This window comes from Frigoribacterium sp. CFBP 13712 (assembly GCF_014842255.1).
Taxonomy (GTDB): Bacteria; Actinomycetota; Actinomycetes; order Actinomycetales; family Microbacteriaceae; genus Frigoribacterium.
Map to the genome: position 1 here is coordinate 278,951 of NZ_JACYVH010000002.1, position 17,082 is coordinate 296,032.

At 69.4% G+C, this 17,082-nt stretch carries 15 protein-coding genes and 1 tRNA gene; 10 read left to right on the forward strand and 6 right to left on the reverse strand.

Features of this window, described 5'->3' with window-relative positions; all coding sequences use genetic code 11:
- Nucleotides 1–72: 72 nt before the first annotated feature.
- The 4 genes from IFT51_RS04930 (at nt 73) to IFT51_RS04945 (ending at nt 5,772) form a co-directional block, all read left to right on the forward strand.
- Nucleotides 73–1,197 (forward strand): PDZ domain-containing protein, encoded by a 1,125-nt coding sequence (locus IFT51_RS04930; RefSeq protein WP_371740708.1) that lies wholly within the window; start codon nt 73–75, stop codon nt 1,195–1,197.
- Between the two features lie 104 nt (nt 1,198–1,301).
- Nucleotides 1,302–4,265: a UPF0182 family protein gene (locus IFT51_RS04935; protein WP_192059800.1), complete on the forward strand. Its 2,964-nt coding sequence runs from the start codon at nt 1,302–1,304 to the stop codon at nt 4,263–4,265.
- 126 nt (nt 4,266–4,391) lie between these two features.
- A tRNA-Met gene (locus IFT51_RS04940) sits at nt 4,392–4,465 on the forward strand.
- 110 nt (nt 4,466–4,575) lie between these two features.
- Nucleotides 4,576–5,772: a glycerate kinase gene (locus IFT51_RS04945; RefSeq protein ID WP_192059802.1), complete on the forward strand. Its 1,197-nt coding sequence runs from the start codon at nt 4,576–4,578 to the stop codon at nt 5,770–5,772.
- Here IFT51_RS04945 and IFT51_RS04950 read toward each other — a convergent pair.
- Nucleotides 5,692–6,891 carry an aminotransferase class I/II-fold pyridoxal phosphate-dependent enzyme gene (locus IFT51_RS04950; protein ID WP_192059804.1) on the reverse strand — a complete coding sequence of 400 codons (1,200 nt, stop codon included), beginning with the start codon at nt 6,889–6,891 and terminating at the stop codon, nt 5,692–5,694. The two genes, IFT51_RS04945 and IFT51_RS04950, sit on opposite strands and share 81 nt — an antisense overlap.
- A gap of 160 nt (nt 6,892–7,051) precedes the next feature.
- Here IFT51_RS04950 and IFT51_RS04955 point away from each other — a divergent pair, with 160 nt between their 5' ends.
- The 6 genes from IFT51_RS04955 (at nt 7,052) to IFT51_RS04980 (ending at nt 13,444) form a co-directional block, all read left to right on the forward strand.
- Nucleotides 7,052–8,821: a trypsin-like peptidase domain-containing protein gene (locus IFT51_RS04955; RefSeq protein WP_192059806.1), complete on the forward strand. Its 1,770-nt coding sequence runs from the start codon at nt 7,052–7,054 to the stop codon at nt 8,819–8,821.
- A 147-nt stretch (nt 8,822–8,968) separates the two neighbouring features.
- A complete protein-coding gene (locus IFT51_RS04960; RefSeq protein WP_192059808.1) occupies nt 8,969–10,012 on the forward strand; it encodes a glycosyltransferase family 2 protein in 1,044 nt (347 codons plus the stop codon).
- Nucleotides 10,013–10,020: 8 nt separating this feature from the next.
- Nucleotides 10,021–10,827: a CDP-alcohol phosphatidyltransferase family protein gene (locus tag IFT51_RS04965; RefSeq protein WP_192059811.1), complete on the forward strand. Its 807-nt coding sequence runs from the start codon at nt 10,021–10,023 to the stop codon at nt 10,825–10,827.
- Nucleotides 10,824–11,702, forward strand: a complete 879-nt coding sequence (locus IFT51_RS04970) for a glycosyltransferase family 2 protein (protein ID WP_192060188.1) — start codon at nt 10,824–10,826, stop codon at nt 11,700–11,702. The genes IFT51_RS04965 and IFT51_RS04970 overlap by 4 nt, the downstream gene beginning before the upstream one ends.
- Nucleotides 11,703–11,757: 55 nt before the next feature.
- Nucleotides 11,758–13,041: a CDP-glycerol glycerophosphotransferase family protein gene (locus IFT51_RS04975; RefSeq protein WP_371740684.1), complete on the forward strand. Its 1,284-nt coding sequence runs from the start codon at nt 11,758–11,760 to the stop codon at nt 13,039–13,041.
- A gap of 97 nt (nt 13,042–13,138) precedes the next feature.
- Nucleotides 13,139–13,444: a helix-turn-helix domain-containing protein gene (locus IFT51_RS04980; protein ID WP_192059812.1), complete on the forward strand. Its 306-nt coding sequence runs from the start codon at nt 13,139–13,141 to the stop codon at nt 13,442–13,444.
- Between the two features lie 15 nt (nt 13,445–13,459).
- On the opposite strand, the gene IFT51_RS04985 is transcribed toward IFT51_RS04980, so the two are convergent.
- From IFT51_RS04985 to IFT51_RS05005, 5 genes are all read right to left on the reverse strand, one after another.
- On the reverse strand, nt 13,460–13,741 hold the full coding sequence (locus IFT51_RS04985; protein ID WP_192059814.1) for a hypothetical protein: 282 nt from the start codon (nt 13,739–13,741) through the stop codon (nt 13,460–13,462).
- A gap of 118 nt (nt 13,742–13,859) precedes the next feature.
- On the reverse strand, nt 13,860–14,645 hold the full coding sequence (locus IFT51_RS04990; protein ID WP_192059816.1) for a hypothetical protein: 786 nt from the start codon (nt 14,643–14,645) through the stop codon (nt 13,860–13,862).
- A 9-nt stretch (nt 14,646–14,654) separates the two neighbouring features.
- The gene (locus IFT51_RS04995; protein ID WP_192059818.1) at nt 14,655–15,431 is read right to left on the reverse strand and encodes an ABC transporter ATP-binding protein; all 777 of its coding nucleotides are present in this window, start codon (nt 15,429–15,431) and stop codon (nt 14,655–14,657) included.
- A gap of 1 nt (nt 15,432) precedes the next feature.
- Complete coding sequence (locus tag IFT51_RS05000; RefSeq protein WP_192060190.1) at nt 15,433–16,218, reverse strand: ABC transporter permease; 786 nt, start codon at nt 16,216–16,218, stop codon at nt 15,433–15,435.
- Between the two features lie 57 nt (nt 16,219–16,275).
- Nucleotides 16,276–16,989 carry an NTP transferase domain-containing protein gene (locus IFT51_RS05005; protein ID WP_192059820.1) on the reverse strand — a complete coding sequence of 238 codons (714 nt, stop codon included), beginning with the start codon at nt 16,987–16,989 and terminating at the stop codon, nt 16,276–16,278.
- Between the last annotated feature and the right edge of the window lie 93 nt (nt 16,990–17,082).

Sequence of the window (17,082 nt, forward strand, 5' to 3'; positions counted from 1 at the left end):
CTAACTGCTGGCCATCGGAACAACCTCGAATTCGGCGCCCGCCCCGGGCTCCCCGCTCCGCCCGTGGCGAACATCGAAAGGACCGTCGTGGCCTTCTTCTCACCCCCGACCCGCGCCTCCCTGTCCCGGCGCCGTCCCGGCCGGGTCGGCTGGTCGCTGCTGGGGGTGGCTCTCGTCTCCGGTCTGGTGCTCACGTTCCTGCCGTCGCCCTATCTCATCGAGCAGCCGGGCCCGGTGTTCGACACCCTCGGCAGCGCCGAGTACGAAGGCGCCGACCAGCCGCTGATCACCGTGACGGGCGCCGAGACCTACCCCACCGCCGGCACGCTCGACCTCCTCACCGTGAGCGTCCAGGGCAACGAGTCGGTCCGGCCCAGCTGGGTCGAGGTCGTGTCCGCCTGGTTCGACCCGAGCCGGGCCGTCGTCCCGGTCGAGGCGATCTACCCCTCGGGGGTGACGAACGAGCAGGTCGACGAGCAGAACACGGTCGACATGCAGAACTCGCAGAAGTCCGCCATCGCCGCGGCCATGATCCACGACGGCTACACGGTGCCCAGCAGGGTCACGATCAGCCAGGTCTCCGCCGGCGGCCCGGCCGAGGGCGTGCTGGAAGAGGGCGACGTCGTCATCAGCGTCAACGGCACCAGCCTCGAGGCGGACGGCGACGTCGACACGCTCCGGCGGCTCGTGGCCGAGAACGGCGTGGACGAGGCCGCCACGGTCGTCGTCGAGAGGTCCGGCACGTCGATCACGACGGAGGTGACCCCTCAGGAGGTGCAGCGCACGGCCCTGCTCGGGGTCGGCGTCAGCGTCGACTACGACTTCCCCTTCGACGTGTCGCTGAAGCTCGACCAGGTGGGCGGTCCGAGCGCCGGCATGATGTTCGCACTCGGCATCATCGACAAGACGACCCCCGGCGAGCTGAACGGCGGCGAGCAGGTCGCGGGGACGGGCACGATCACCGCCTCGGGCCAGGTGGGCCCGATCGGCGGGATCCGTCAGAAGCTCTACGGCGCCCGGGACGCCGGGGCGAGCGTGTTCCTCGCACCGGCCGACAACTGCGACGAGGTCGTGGGCAACGTGCCCGACGGGCTCGACGTGTACTCGGTGACGACGCTCGACGACGCCGTGACGGTGCTCGAGACCGTGGCGGACGACGGCGACACGGCGTCGCTTCCGACCTGCACGGCGGGCTGAGGGCGGCCACCCAGCCGGGTCATAGGTCGGCGGTCGAGGGTTGAACGGTCAGGTGCGGCCCGTAGGATGGCCCCTCCACGTACCCCTGAGCCAGGAGCACACACTTGACGTCACCAGCATCGTCGCGATCCGCACGCCGTTCGCCCCGATTGCCCGTCCTGGTCACGGTGGCGATCCTCGCCGCTCTGGTCATCGCGTTCTTCATCTTCTCGTCCCTGCTGACCGACTACATGTGGTTCGACCAGCTCGGGTTCGCGAACGTGCTGACCACCCAGTGGATCGCCTCGGCGGTGATGTTCTTCATCGGGTTCCTGGCCATGGCCATCCCGGTCTACGTCAGCATCGAGATCGCGTTCCGCTTCCGGCCGGTGTACGCCAAGCTCAACTCCCAGCTCGACCGCTACCAGCAGGTCATCGAGCCGCTGCGTCGAGTCGTCGTGATCGGCGTGCCGATCGTCCTCGGGCTGTTCGCCGGCATCGCGTCGTCGACCAGCTGGCAGGTCGCGCTCCAGTGGCTCAACCGCACGCCCTTCGGTACGACGGACCCGAAGTTCGGCCTCGACGTCGGCTTCTACGTCTTCTCGCTGCCCTTCTACCAGGGCGCGGCCGGGTTCGCGTCGGCGGTCGTCCTGATCTCCGGTCTCGCCGCCGTCGCGACGAGCTACCTCTACGGCGCGCTGCGCTTCACGGGGCGCGAGGTCCGCATCTCGAAGGTCGCGCGCATCCAGCTCGCCATCACCGCAGCCGTCTACCTGCTCCTCCAGGGCGTGAGCCTCTGGCTCGACCAGTACGCGACCCTCACGCAGGGCGCCAACAAGCTCCTCACCGGTGTCACCTACGCCGATGACGCCGCCGGCATCCCCGGCAAGCAGATCCTCGCGCTCGCCGCGGCGATTGTGGCCGTGCTCTTCATCGTGACGGCCATCATCGGCCGCTGGCGTCTGCCGGTCATCGGCACCGCGGCATTGATCATCGCGAGCATCATCGTGGGCGGCATCTACCCCTGGATCGTCCAGCGCTTCCAGGTCGAGCCTAGCGAGCGCACGGTCGAGGCGCCGTTCATCGAGAACAACATCGACGCGACCCGCGAGGCCTACGGGGTGGCCGATGTCGAAGAAGAGACTTACGACGCCCAGTCCGACGCCGAGGCCGGTGCACTCGCCGGCGATGCGGTGACGACCGCCAACATCCGCATCATCGACCCCGCTCTCGTCACCGACGCTTTCGCGCAGCTCCAGCAGTACCGCCAGTACTACAGCTTCCCCGAGCAGCTGTCGGTCGACCGGTACACGATCGACGGCAACACGCAAGACACCGTCATCGCGGTCCGCGAGCTGAACACCGATCAGCTCGGCGCATCGGCGACGCCCTACAACACGACCTTCGTCTACACGCACGGTTACGGCGTGGTCGCCGCCTACGGCAACCAGCGCTCCGCCGACGGTCAGCCCGTGTTCCTCGAGTCGGGCATTCCCGTGACGGGTGCGCTCGGCGACGCCGACGAGTACGAGCCGCGGATCTACTTCGGTCAGCAGTCGCCGGCGTACTCCATCGTCGGCGGCAACGGGGACAACGACATCGAGCTCGATTACCCGTCGGGCAGCAACGACAACGGGACGAACCAGACGACCACCTTCGACGGTGACGGCGGGCCGAAGCTCGACAACCCCTTCAAGAAGCTGATCTACGCGATCAAGTTCCAGTCCGAGCAGATCTTCCTGTCGGACGCCGTGAACAACGAATCGCAGATCCTCTACGACCGCGACCCGTCCGAGCGCGTCCAGAAGGTCGCCCCGTACCTGACCATCGACAGCGCGCCCTACCCGGCCGTGGTCGACGGCAAGGTCGTGTGGATCGTCGACGGCTACACGACGACGCGCGACTACCCGTACTCGAAGCCTCAGGCGCTCAGCGACGCGATCGCCGACACCTACACCGAGCGCCCGACGTACGCCTCGAACGAGATCAACTACATCCGCAACTCGGTGAAGGCCACGGTCGACGCCTACGACGGATCGGTGAACCTCTACGCCTGGGACACCGAAGACCCGATGCTCCAGACCTGGCAGAAGATCTTCCCCTCGACGCTGACGCCGCTGGCCGACATGTCCGTCGATCTGATGCAGCACGTCCGCTACCCGCAGGACATGTTCAAGGTGCAGCGCGCCATCCTCGGCACGTATCACGTCACCGACTCCGACTCGTTCTACTCGAGCGACGACGCGTGGGTCACGCCGAACGAGCCGACGAGCACCGCGACGACGCCGCCCCTGCAGCCGCCGTACTACCTGACGCTGCAGCTGCCCGATCAAGATCCGGCCTTCTCGATCTACTCGACGTACATCCCCCAGCAGTCGGGTGAGAACGCCCGGAACGTCCTGACCGGGTATCTCGCGGCGAACGCCGATGCGGGGTCGACACCGGGGGAGGTCGCCGACAGCTACGGCGATCTGACCCTGCTGACCCTCCCGCGAACGGACACCCTCCCCGGCCCGGGGCAGGTGCAGAACAACTTCAACACGGACACCGCCGTGGCGAACCAGCTGGCTCTGCTCACCCGCGGTGACACGAGCGTCGTCCGAGGCAACCTGCTCACGCTCCCCGTGGGCGGCGGTCTCCTGTACGTTCAGCCGATCTACGTGAAGTCGACGTCGGAGACCTCGTACCCCGTGCTGCAGCGGATCCTGGTCTCGTTCGGTGACCAGATCGCCTTCGAGGACACCCTCGACGGCGCCTTGGACGAGCTGTTCGGCGGGAACTCCGGTGCGACAGCCGGTGACAACGGCGTGCCGACGACCGACCCGGCGGCCGACGACGGTGCGACCGACGACGGCGCGACCGATGGTGGTGACACGGGCGGCGACACCGAGACCCCGGCTCCGACCACGGCTCCTGACGCCGGCTCGGGAACGGACAACCCGGCGCTCGACCAGGCTCTGGCCGACGCGCAGTCCGCTCTCGACGACCGGGCCGCGGCGTACGCCGACAACGACCTCGTCGCGGCGGCGGAGGCGGACGCCCGTCTGCAGACCGCCCTCGAGGACGCGGTCGCAGCGAGCGGCGAATAGCACTCGCACCATCGATCGATGAGACCCCCTCCGGTGCTTCCGGAGGGGGTCTCGTCGTCTCCCGGAGGCCTGGACCGGTCGCGATTGGACGGACTGCGAAACGCGTGCTAGTGTTTCTTCTTGTGCCGCGGGGTGGAGCAGTTCGGTAGCTCGCTGGGCTCATAACCCAGAGGTCGTAGGTTCAAATCCTGCCCCCGCAACAGAAGAAAGAAAAGCCCTGGTCATCGACCAGGGCTTTTCTCGTTTCCCGCCATGCGTGTCTCGTCTCTCGAGGTTCCGCACTCGTCACTGCGCATGTCATTCTGACCTCATGCCGAACCTCCGAGTCGTCGTCGCTCCCGATTCGTTCAAGGGGTCGGCCGGCGCAGCCGTCATCGCCTCCGCCGTGGCGCGGGGCTGGCTCCGGGTCCGCCCGGACGACGTGCTCATCGAGGCGCCTCTGGCCGATGGGGGCGAGGGAACGCTCGATGCCTTCGAGGCGGCCGTCCCCGGGTCCGTCCGCCGTGAGACCGATGTGCCCGGCCCTGACGACCGGATCGTGCGGGCGCCCTGGCTCCTGCTGCCCGACGGTACGGCGGTCGTCGAGCTGGCGGCGGCCAGCGGGCTCGTCCTCCTGGAGGCGCCTCGTCCCTACGACGCGCATACGCGCGGGCTCGGGCGGGTCATCGTCGCGGCACTGGACGCGGGGGCCACGAGAGTGGTCATCGGTCTCGGGGGCAGCGCTTCCACCGACGGCGGCGCGGGGCTGCTCGTCGAACTGGGGGCGCGCCTCCTCGACTCCGTCGGAGACGCCGTGCCCGACGGCGCCCACGGGCTCACGGCCGCGGTCCGCATCGATCTGAGCGGGCTCCGAGCGCTGCCGCCCCGAGGGGTCACGGTGCTCGCGGACGTCCGCAACCCGCTCGTCGGGCCACGGGGCGCCGCCGCCGTGTACGGGCCGCAGAAGGGCGCCACGGGCGACGACGTGCTCGCACTCGACGAGGGGCTGCGTCGCTTCGCCCAGCTCGTCGACGTCGATCCCGAGACCCCGGGGGCCGGGGCGGCGGGCGGGACGGGCTTCGGTCTGCTGGTCTGGGGGGCCGCGCTCGTCCCGGGAGCCGAGGTCGTGGCTGACCTCGTGGACCTCCCGTCGCTCATGACCCGCGCCGATGTCGTCGTCACGGGCGAGGGGCGCCTCGACGAGCAGACCGCCGAGGGCAAGGTGGTCTCGGTCGTCGCATCGATCGCGGGGCGGGCCGACGTCCCGGTGCTCGTCGTGGCGGGCTCGATCGCCGACGGCGTCGCCGATCAGTCGGCCGCCATCGCCCTGTCCGAGCTCGCAGGAGGCGCGGAGGAGTCCATCGCCCATCCCGAGCTCTGGGCCGAGCGGGCCGGTGCCGCCCTGGCGGTGCACATGATCACCCGAGGAGTGCGGGGCGAGCTGTCGTCAGAGGCGGAGCGCGGCGAGGCGGCGGGTGGCCTCGTCGATGACCTCGGCTCGCTTGCAGAACGCGAAGCGGACGAGTGACGAGTACTCGTCCGCCAGGGCGGGGTGGCAGAAGGCGCTGACCGGCACGCCGACCACGCCCGCGATGCCGGGCAGCGCCCGGCAGAACGACGCTGCGTCGTCGAAGCCCAGCGGGGCGGCGTCGGCGACGACGAAGTACGAGCCCTGCGAGGGGGAGACCTCGAAGCCCGCCGTCGAGAGTCCGCCGGCGAGGAGGTCGCGCTTGTGCTGCAGATCGCCGGCGAGCCGGTCGAAGTGGTCGCGGGGGAGTCGCAGCCCGGCGGCGATCGCGGGCTGGAAGACGGAGCCGTTGACGAAGGTCAGGAACTGCTTGACGCTCATCACCTGGGAGACGAGTTCGGCGGGCCCGGACAACCAGCCGATCTTCCATCCCGTCGCGTTGAAGGTCTTGCCGCCGCTCGAGATCGTGAGCGTGCGTTCGGCCGCACCGGGGAGGGTCGAGATGGGCACGTGAGGGACATCGTCGAAGACGAGGTGCTCGTACACCTCGTCGGTCACGATGATCGCGTCGAACTCGTGGGCGAGGGCGACCACGGCCCGACGCGTCTGGTCGTCGAGCAGGGTGCCGGTGGGGTTGTGGGGGTCGTTGACGATCACGAGGCGGGTCCGCGGCGAGAACGCCGCCCGCAGTTCGAGGGGGTCGACCCGGAAGTCGGGACCCCGCAGCGGGACCGTGCGGTGCCTGCCGCCGGCGAGTCCGATCACCGCGCCGTAGGCGTCGTAGAACGGCTCGAGGGTGACGACCTCGTCGCCCGCGTCGACGAGGGCGAGCACCGTCGCGGCCAGCGCCTCGGTCGCGCCGGCGGTCACGAGGATCTCGCGCTCCGGGTCGAGGTCGATTCCGTAGAAGCGCGACTGGTGCTCGGCCACCGCCTCGAGCAGGGTCGGCATGCCGCGGCCCGGCGGGTACTGGTTCAGTCCACCCGCCAGGGCGTCCCTCGCGGCGGTGAGCACCGCCTCCGGAGGGTCCTCGTCGGGGAAGCCCTGTCCGAGGTTGACGGCGCCGGTGGACGCGGCCAGTGCGGACATCTCGGCGAAGATCGTGGGCGACAGTCGGCCCGCATCGTCGAGGAGCATGGCGCCGCGGGCCGTCCGCTGCCACGGTGTCGGTGAGGTCATGGTCCCTCACCGTAGCCCTCGGCGTGCTGCATGACGGGGCGGCGACCGGGAGTCGGATCCAGGCGTCGCTTATCGGGCGTGCAGCCCGCGCACAGGTTCGCCGAATGCTCTGCACAGGTGGACGGACCAGGCTGATGACGCTTGAAAGGAGCATCCGCTGATGAACGAGAACCCCCGGGGCGCAGACGACGCCGACGACACGACGCGTGGACCCCACGACGGCGAGGCGGCCCGAGACGACTCGACGGGCCGCGACGGCTCGACCGCCGGCGGTGACGAGGTGACGTACGGGGCCCCTCGGCTCCCCGACGGCGGCGCAGCCCCCGACGGAGACCCGGCACCTGGCGGCTACTCGGCGCCCGGCAGCTACTCGGCGCCCGGCAGCTACTCGGCACCGGGCAGCTACGCCGCGCCCGGCAGCTACTCGGCGCCCGGCTACCCTGAGCAGTCCTACGGCGGTCAGTCGCCCTACGGTGGTCAATCGCCCTACGGTGCCCAGCAGCCCACTCCGGGCCAGCAGGGTCACGGATCACCCCAGGCCTACGGGGCCCAGCAGGCCTACGGGGCCCAGCAGAACGACGGGAATCAGCACGGCTACGCCGGTCAGGCCGGCTACGCGCAGGGCGGCTACGCGCAGGCCGGTGCCGACGGCACCCCCACGCAGCAGTACGGGCACCACGGTGCGTACGCCGCGCAGAACCCCTACGACACGAGCACCTGGCAGGCGCCGGCACCCGCGCAGAAGACGAAGCGGAACCGCGGGGTCGGCGTGCTGGCGGCGACGCTGGCCGTCGGACTCGTCGCGGGCGGTGCCCTGGGCGGGGTGATCGGCGGATCCGTGGCCGATGGAGGCGCGGGCACGTCGACCGCGGCCGGACCCTCTCGGGATCTGACCGTCAACGACTACGACGACGCCACCGTGGTGACGGCCGTCGCGGCGAAGGCCACGAAGTCGGTCGTGACGATCAACGTCGCGTCGGGCTCCTCCGGCGGAACGGGTTCGGGGGTCATCCTCTCCGACGACGGGTACATCGTGACCAACACGCACGTCGTCACCCTCGACGGGGCGAGCGCGTCCGGCTCCGTCAGCGTGACGATGAGCGACGGCAGCATCCTGCCGGCCGAGGTCGTCGGGCTCGATCCCGTCGTCGACCTCGCCGTCCTGAAGGTCGACGCGACCGGTCTGACCCCCATCGAGTTCGCGGACTCCTCGAAGCTCAACGTCGGCGACACCGCCGTCGCGATCGGTGCGCCCCTCGGGCTCTCGAACACGGTCACCGACGGCATCGTCTCGACGCTCAACCGCAGCATCACGGTGCAGTCGTCCGCGGCTCCGTCCGACGGGTCCGACCAGGGCGACTCGAACGACAACAACGGCCAGGGCCCGTTCTCGTTCAACAACGGCGACGGTGCGCAGCAGGCTCCGGCCAGCAGCGTCATCTCGCTGCCGGTCATCCAGACGGACGCCTCGATCAACCCCGGCAACTCGGGCGGTGCGCTCCTCGACTCCGACGGCGAACTGATCGGGCTGAACGTCGCCATCGCGAGCTCTGGCGAGTCCTCCGGCAGCATCGGCGTCGGATTCTCGATCCCGTCGAATCTCGTGAAGCGCGTGGCGGGTGAGATCCGCGACTCCGGTTCCGCCTCGCACGGTCTGCTCGGCGCCAGCGTCGACGACGCGACGAGCGACTCGGCCGCCACGCAGGTCGGGGCCCTCATCGTCCAGATCAGCCAAGGAGGCGCGGCCCAGTCTGCCGGGCTCCGTCAAGGCGACGTCGTGACCGAGTTCAACGGCGTCCCGATCAGCGACCGCACCGATCTGACCGCGCAGGTGCGATTCCTGGCAGGGGGCAGCGACGCCGAGCTGACCTACGTCCGAGACGGGCAGGAGGGCACCGCGAAGGTGTCCCTCGACACTCTCACCACCTAGCAGCAGGGGGTCTCCTCCTGAGGGCGGGTCGTGGCGAGTGTCGCCGCGGCCCGCCCATCGCTGTTGATAGGCTCGCTGTCGATCGTCGGGGCATCCGACACGACCCACCGCGCCCCGTGCGCCGCGAGAACCCGAGGCCCGACCGACATGACACCGCTCGAGACTCCTCTGCCGGGTGTCTCGTACGTCATGCCCGTGCTGAACGAGGAGCGCGACATCCGCTCCGCCGTCGAGAGTCTCGTCGCGCAGGACTACCAGGGCCCCTTCGAGATCCTCCTGGCCCTCGGGCCGAGCGTCGACCGGACGAACGACGTCGTGGCCGAGATGTCGGCGGCCGACCCCCGCATCCGCAGTCTGGCCAACCCGGTCGGCTCGACGCCGGCCGGTCTGAACGTGGCGATCCGTGCCTCCGTCCATCCGGTGACCGTCCGCGTCGACGCGCATTCGGTGCTGCCGACCGACTACACCCGTCTCGCCGTCGCGGCCCTGCAGCGCAGCGGCGCCGACAACGTGGGCGGGATCATGAAGGCCGAGGGGCGCACCCCCTTCGAGAAGGCGGTGGCGCGGGCGTACGGCAGCCGCGTCGGGCTCGGAGGCACGCCCCACCATGTCGGGGGAGTCGAGGGGCCGACCGAGACCGCGTACCTCGGGGTGTTCCTGCGCTCGCGCCTGATCGAGGTGGGGCTCTTCGACGAGGGCATCAAGCGCGGTCAGGACTGGGAGCTCAACCGCAGGTTGCGCGTGACCGGCGGCACCGTCTGGTTCACCCCCGACCTCGTGGTCACCTACCGACCGCGTCCGAGCATCCGGAAGCTCGTCCGCCAGTTCGTCGCCACCGGTCTCTGGCGCGGCGAACTGGCGCGCCGGTTCCCCAAGGCCAACACCGTCCGCTATCTGGTGCCGCCGGTGATGGTGATCAGCGTGCTGCTCGGTCTGCTGCTCGGTCTCGTGGGTCTCGCGGCCGCGGTCGTGGGCAGTCCTCTCGCCTGGGCATCCCTCGGCCTCGCGGCACCCGGCGTCTACCTGCTGTTCGTCGTCGCCGCCGCCCTGCTGGCGGCGCGAGGCGAGAGCGTGCGGACCAGGTTGTGGTTTCTCGTAGTCTTGCCTTCCATCCACTTCGGCTGGGGCTTCGGATTCGTCTTCGGTTTCTCGAGCCTGACGAAGAACATCACCGCACACACCGGAAGATAGGCGATCCGATGACCGCCCCGCCCACGAGACCCTCGTCGATCGCCGAACTGCGTCGGGTCGCCCAGCCGCCCGAGGTCCGCAGCAGGGCGAACGCCGAGCACTGGACGGCGTCGCTCTACCTCCGCGACCTGTCGCCGTACCTCACCTGGATGCTGCTCAAGACGAGCGTCACGGCGAACGGCGTCACCGGGCTCATGATCCTCACCGGGTGGGCCACCGCCGCCGCCCTCCTCGTCCCCGGGGTCGGGGGCGCCGCTCTGGCGCTCGTGCTCGGGCAGCTGCAGATGCTGATCGACTGCAGCGACGGCGAGGTCGCCCGCTGGCGGCGGACCAGCTCGCCCGCGGGTGTGTTCCTCGACAAGGTGGGCCATTACTCCACCGAGGCCCTCATCCCCGTCGCCCTCGGCATCCGCGCGGCCGGGTACCCCTTCGACGCTCCCGGCGACTACCTGTGGACCACGCTCGGCTTCGCTCTGGCCCTCGTCATCGTGCTGAACAAGGCGCTGAACGACATGGTGCACGTCGCACGGGCCCACGCCGGCCTGACCCGACTCGAAGACAAACGGGGTGGGGTGAGCGCGCCCAGCAGCCGCCTCCTCTCGCGCCTGCGCGGCGCCGCCCGCTTCCTGCCGTTCCATCGTCTGTACCACTCCGTCGAGCTGACCATCCTCGCCTTCGCGGTGTCACTCGTCGGATTGGTCGTCGGCCAGCCGATCGCCGACCGTGTGCTCCTCTCGGTGCTCGTGCCGCTGGCTCTGCTCGCCCTCGTCGGGCACTTCGTCGCGATCATGGCGTCGAAGCGGGTGCGCTCCTGACCGGGTCCGGGCTGCCGCGCATCGGGGTCGTCAGCCTCACGCAGGGGAGGCGCCCGGCCGAGCTCGAGGCGGGTCTGGCGAGTCTGCTCGCTCAGGAGGGCGTCGAGCTCGACATCGTCTGCGTCGGCAACGGGAGCGGCCCCGGCGATGTCCCGTCGGGCGTGCGCACCCTCGAGCTGGGCGACAACGTGGGCATCCCCGCGGGTCGGAACCGCGGCGCCGATGTCGTGACCGGCGAGTACGTGTTCTTCCTCGACGACGACGCGTCGTTGCCGTCGACCCGCTTCCTGGCCGACGCGGTCGCGATCCTCGAAAGTGATCGGGGCATCGGCCTGCTGCAGCCCCGGGTGATGGACGCCCAGGGGGCGGCCAACCCCCGCCGGTGGATCCCGCGACTGCGGAAGGGCGATCCCCGCACCTCGGGCGACGTCTTCTCGGTCTGGGAGGGCGCGACGCTCCTGCCCCGCGACGTCTTCGACGCCTGCGACGGATGGGGAGAGCCCTACTTCTACGCGCACGAGGGCATCGAGCTCGCCTGGAGGGTCTGGGCCCAGGGGCGCCGAGCGCACTACGAGGGTGGTCTCGTTGCCCATCACCCCGCCATCGACCCGACCCGTCATGGCGAGTACTACCGTCTGAACGCCCGCAACCGGGTCTGGCTCGCCAAGCGCAACCTGCCGTGGCCCCTCGTCCCCGTCTACGTGGCGTCGTGGACGGCCGTCCAGCTGCTGCGCTGGGGACGGACGCCGTCGAAGCTGAGGCCGTGGTTCGCCGGCTGGGCCGAGGGATGGCGCAGCCGCCCCGGCGGCCGTCGGTCCATCGGTTGGGTAACGGTCGGGCGCATGACGAGGGCTGGTCGACCGCCGGTCATCTAGCCTGGAACGATGGCGGAGGCGTTCCGCCGTCGCCCCTCGAACGGAGATCGACCCTGTGGCATTGACCCGTGACCTCACGCTCGCCTGGAGTCTCGTCGGTCGACTCGCGAAGTCCCGTCGCAGCCGCCGAGCACTCGACCGGACCGACGCAGCAGGGCGGGCCCCGCTCGACGGCACGGTGCGGGTGGCCGTCTACTTCGCCGACACGTCCGTGAACATGTACCAGATCCGCCAGTGGTACGGCCCCCTGGCGCGTCTGAACGAGCGCTATCCCGTCGCCATCGTGGCGCGGTCTCCCGGTGCCACGGTCGAGCTGCTCGCCGAGTCGCCGGTGCCCGTGGTCTACGCCCGTCAGGTCGCCGACCTCGAGACGTTCGTCGCCTCCCAGCCCCTCGCGCTCACGCTCTACGTGAACCAGAACGCGAAGAACTTCCAGATGATGCGCTACGGCCGCATGTGGCACGTCTTCGTGAATCACGGCGAGAGCGACAAGATGTACATGACGACGAACCAGTTCAAGGCCTACGACTACGCCTTCGTCGCCGGCGACGCCGCACTCGACCGGCTCTCCGCCAAACTCTGGGACTACGACCTCGAGAAGCGCGCCGTGCCGATCGGCCGCCCCCAGGCCGACCACGTGGCCGGTGTCGTGCCGTTCGAGGCCGACGGCAAGACCGTCGTGCTGTACGCCCCGACCTGGGAGGGCGATCGGTCGTCGGCCGCTTACGGCTCGATCGCATCGCACGGCGTGGCCCTCGTGTCGGCGCTGATCTCGACCGGCCGTCATCGGATCGTCTACCGACCGCACCCTCGGAGCGGAGTGGTCGACCGCGACTACCGGCGGGCGCACGAGACCATCGTGAAGGCGATCGCCGCCGCGAACCTCGCCGATCCATCGGCGCAGCACGTCTACGATTCGGGGTCCGAGCTCGGCTGGCAGCTCGTCGTGGCCGACGTCGCCATCACCGACATCTCGGCCATGGTGTACGACCGGCTGGCGACCGGCAAGCCCCTCGTCGTGACGCGCCCCGTGTCGCCCGAGGCGGACGTCGACGAGCGAGGGTATCTCGGCGATGCGGAATGGCTCACGGCGGCCGGTGCCGGCGATGTCGCCGAGCTCGTCGATCGCGTGCAGGCGGATCCGGAGGCGCGGGGCAGGCTGGACCACTGGGTCACGCATCACTTCGGTGACACGACGCCCGGCATGGCGACGCAGCGATTCGAGGCCGCGGTCGCCCGCCTCGTCGCGCTGCGGGACGAGTACGCGGCGACGCATCCCGTCGACGCCGACTCCGTCCGCCCCGCGCAGGACGACTCTGACGGCGACATCGACTCCTGATCACGGGAACGAGTCGCCAGGCACCAGGCGCCTGTGGATGAATGCGTGATGTATTCAGCATCTGGATAGAGATCGCTGCATCGCGTATCCATGAGGTATGCCTGAGCCGACGTCGACCGCCGCCCGCATCTTCGGAGACCGAGTCCGGGAGGAACGCCAGAGGCTGGGGCTCACTCAGGACGAGTTGGCGCACCTGGCGGGAATGAACGTCTCGAACTACGGCAAGATCGAGCGCGGGATCGGCAACCCCGTGCTCCACACGATCGTGAGACTGGCCGTCGTGGTCGGTGTCGACCCTTCGGTGCTGGTCACCGGGATGACCGCGGAGCACCTCCCGCCCGTGCTCGAGACCTTCACGGCTGCCGACTACGTGAAGGAGCGCACCGCGCGGCGGACGAGCTGAACCCGGGGTCGGCGATCAGAAGCTGAACCGCCAGAGGAACTCCTCTCGCGTCGGCCGGAACCAGCGGACCACCGCGATGGAGTTCTGCGTGAGCTCGGAGGCGATGACGCTGACCGACAGGGCGTCGCCGGGGTCGAGCCTGTTCGTGGCGACGGGGACGAGCAACCCGCACCCGAGGAGGGTGACCCTGATGCCGAGGACGGGCTCGTCCGCCACATTGACCAGACGATGGACCCTGGGGGCCTTCGACCGATCGACGTGGAAGGGGACTGCGTAGGCGGTGGCTGTACTGGTCATGGCCCCACGGTAAGGAGCGCGACCGACGTCAGCCCCTCCAGCCTGTGGACGGCGTCCTCCTGTGGAGGGTCGCGATGGGCCAGCGGCGAGATGACGGGAGCGGACGGCCCCGGGGGTCTCAGGCGTCGAGGTCTGCTGCGAAGAACTGCGGTGCGGGGCCGAAGGCGTCGCGCGCGCTCATCACGACCTTCCGTCCGAGGAGGTGGTTGCCCGTGCCGCCCACCACGGCGCCGATGCCGAACGGGACGGCCCGCCCGATCACCGTGGCGGTCTGCGATGCGGCGAACCGACGGACGAACGACTTGCGGACCGAGTCGGTGAGACCGCTGATGGCGGCCTTGGGCAGCTTCTGCGTGACGAGCTCGCCCCAGAAGGCGGATCGCGCCGGCGCCGTCCCGAGGGCCTCGCCGGCGAACTGACGGACCAGGCTCGCCCCGGGAGCCCCCATCATCATCGCCATGACGAGGGCACGGGCTCGGTCGGGATCGGTGATGGCGATGCCGTGCACCTCGGTGACCGACTGGGCGAAGAGGGCGCTGGCTTCGAGGAACCCCGCGGTCTCGACACCCGACAACGCCAACGAGACGCCCCAACCGACACCCGGGATGACGGCGCTCGCGCCCACCGCGGCGCCACCGGTCGTGACGGCGGTCAGGTACTCGCGCTCGAGGATCCGGATGAGCTTCTCGGGGGTCGCCTTCTTGTGACGACGACGCAGTGTCCGGACGTGCCGTACGACGACGGGTCGCTGGATGGCCAGGAGACGATCGAGGCGCTGGAGCCACGGCGACTCGGCGAACACCTCGCCGGATTCGTCACGACCCGACTCGACCTCCGTCCCCTGGGCGGGGACGACGGGGACGACGGGGGTCACGGGGGACGAGGGATCGTGCTTCGGGCGCATCGCTCGACCTTACGCCGCGGGCCGGGGAGGATGATCCGAGTTGTAGCGGGACAGTGCTTCGGCGAGTGGGCCGTCGAAGACCAGTGCGCCCTTGTCGAGATACAGCCCGCGGGTGCAGAACCGCGTGAGGTCGCGCTCGTTGTGCGAGACGAGGAAGAGCGTCCGCCCGGCGGCCAGCATCTCCTCGATGCGGCGGTAGCACTTCTCGCGGAAGGCCTTGTCTCCGACGGCGAGCACCTCGTCGACGAGGATGACGGGCTCCTCGAGTCGGGAGATGACCGCGAAGGCGATGCGTACCTTCATGCCGCTCGACAGGTGCTTGTAGGGCGTGTCGACGAAGGCGGCGATCTCGGCGAAGTCGATGATCTCGTCGAACCGCGCGTCGATCTCCGCACGTGTCATGCCGTGCAGCCCGGCCGTCAGGTAGACGTTGTCGCGCACCGTCAGGTCGGCGACGAAGCCTCCGGTGATCTCGATCAGGGGTGCGACCCCGCCCTCGACCGCGACCGTCCCCGTGTCGGGCAGGATGACTTCGGCGACCAGCTTCAGGAGGGTCGACTTGCCTTGGCCGTTCCGGCCCACGACACCGATGGCCTCGCCGGCGTGCACGTCGAAGGAGACGTCTCTCAGAGCCCAGAACTCGCCGGGACGGGAGCGGCGGCTGCTGTCGGCGAACAGGTCCTTGAAGGAGCGACGACCGCGGCGGTTGCGCCGGAATCGTATTCCGACTCCCTCGACGCGGATGACGGGATCGCCGGGCTGTCGAGTCGCGCTGGGGGCGGGCATGTCAGATCTCCTTCAGGACTGCGCGCTCGCTCGCCCGGAAGACGACCAGGCCGATGCCGAGGATGAGGATGCTCATGCCGGCCCCGACGAGCACCTCGAGCAGGTCCAGCTGGTCGGGGAAGAACGCCGCGCGGTACAAGCCGAATATGCCGCTCAGCGGGTTGAAGGCCGCGAGGAGGTGGAGGCTCTCGGGGAGGTTCTGAGTCCCGTAGATGATCGGCGAGGCGTAGAAGAGGAACCGGAGTGCGAGTTTCGTGGCCCTCTCGAGATCGCGGAAGAAGACCACGAGCGGGGCGACGATGAGGCCGACACCGGTGACCAGGATCGCCTGCATCACGATGGCCAGGGGGAAGTAGACCACCTGCCAGTGCAGCTCGGCCTTGGCCACGATGGCGAACAGCGCGAGGACCGGCAGGCTCAGGAGGAACTCGATGCCCTTGGAGGCGACGAGCCTGTTCACCCAGATGGTGCGAGGGATCTTGGTCGATCGGACGAGCTTGGACTCGCGGATGAACGCCCTCGTGCTGTCGGAGACCGCTCCGTTGAACCACATCCAGGCCAGGAGTCCGCTGAGCAGGAAGACGATGTAGGGGTCTTCTCCGACGTCGCGCTCGAAGACGACCGTGAAGACGAAGAAGTAGATGCCGGCCATGACCAGCGGATCGAGGATCGACCAGATGTAACCGAGAGCCGAGGTGGAGTAGCGGACACGGAGGTCGCGGGTGGTCAAGAGCCACAACGTCTGCCGGTACCGCGTGAAGGCGCTGCGCGGCGGACGTTCGATCATGGCTTGGCTCACGGGTGTCCTTCGTCGATCAGGACACCGACCTCAGACCTGCGTCGATCAGACGAAGAGGTTCGCGCGCTCCAGGTCTTCGGCGAAGTCGACCTCGACGGCGTAGAGGTCGGAGATGTCCACGGGCTCAAAGAGTAGCCCGTCCTGCTCGATCGCCAGTTCGATGCCACGCTCGAAGTAGTCCTGGTTGTCGACCTTGTTCAGCTGACGCATCAGGACGGCCTTGTCGGCGCGGGAGACGTAGTTGATCCCGACTGCCTCGCCGAGACCGCCGACGACCTGCTTGGAGAGCTGGGCGATGAAGCCCTCGGCGTCGGTCGTGTACTTGACCTCCTCGTCGGAGACCTTCGAGGTGTTGACGGTGACGAACGACTGATCGGCGCGGACCTGGCGTGCGGCGCGGCGGAGCGCCTCGGGGTCGAAGACGACGTCGCCGTTCATCCAGAGGACACCGCCGGAGGCGCTGGCCCGGAGGGCGCGCAGCAGGCTCTTGGACGTGTTGGTCTGGTCGTACTGCTCGTTGTAGACGAACGCGGCCGAGGGGAACGCCTCGACGATGTGCTCGAACTTGTAGCCGACGACGACGGTGATCCGTGCTTCGGGGCCGAAGGCCTCGTGGATGTTGTCGAACTGCTGACGCATGATGGTGCGGCCGTCGTTGAGTTCCGTGAGCGCCTTGGGCAGCGAACGGCCGAGGCGGCTTCCGAGGCCGGCGGCCAGGATGACGACCTGCTGGGGTGCTGTCGAGTCGGTTCTGCTCACGTCTTGTCTCCTCACAGGGGCGAGGTCGGGCGAGCCGACTCTCTGGGTGACCCGGCGGAGGATCCCGGCCGTCTCTGGCTCGGGTCCGTCTCG

What these genes read in the sequence shown, in the direction of transcription:
- IFT51_RS04945 (WP_192059802.1), top strand. Translation starts at nt 4,576, where the DNA reads ATGCCGAACCTCCGAGTCGTCGTCGCTCCCGATTCGTTCAAGGGGTCG.
- IFT51_RS04950 (WP_192059804.1), bottom strand. Translation starts at nt 6,891, where the DNA reads ATGACCTCACCGACACCGTGGCAGCGGACGGCCCGCGGCGCCATGCTC.
- IFT51_RS04955 (WP_192059806.1), top strand. Translation starts at nt 7,052, where the DNA reads ATGAACGAGAACCCCCGGGGCGCAGACGACGCCGACGACACGACGCGT.
- IFT51_RS04960 (WP_192059808.1), top strand. Translation starts at nt 8,969, where the DNA reads ATGACACCGCTCGAGACTCCTCTGCCGGGTGTCTCGTACGTCATGCCC.
- IFT51_RS04965 (WP_192059811.1), top strand. Translation starts at nt 10,021, where the DNA reads ATGACCGCCCCGCCCACGAGACCCTCGTCGATCGCCGAACTGCGTCGG.
- IFT51_RS04980 (WP_192059812.1), top strand. Translation starts at nt 13,139, where the DNA reads ATGCCTGAGCCGACGTCGACCGCCGCCCGCATCTTCGGAGACCGAGTC.
- IFT51_RS04985 (WP_192059814.1), bottom strand. Translation starts at nt 13,741, where the DNA reads ATGACCAGTACAGCCACCGCCTACGCAGTCCCCTTCCACGTCGATCGG.
- IFT51_RS04990 (WP_192059816.1), bottom strand. Translation starts at nt 14,645, where the DNA reads ATGCGCCCGAAGCACGATCCCTCGTCCCCCGTGACCCCCGTCGTCCCC.
- IFT51_RS04995 (WP_192059818.1), bottom strand. Translation starts at nt 15,431, where the DNA reads ATGCCCGCCCCCAGCGCGACTCGACAGCCCGGCGATCCCGTCATCCGC.
- IFT51_RS05000 (WP_192060190.1), bottom strand. Translation starts at nt 16,218, where the DNA reads ATGATCGAACGTCCGCCGCGCAGCGCCTTCACGCGGTACCGGCAGACG.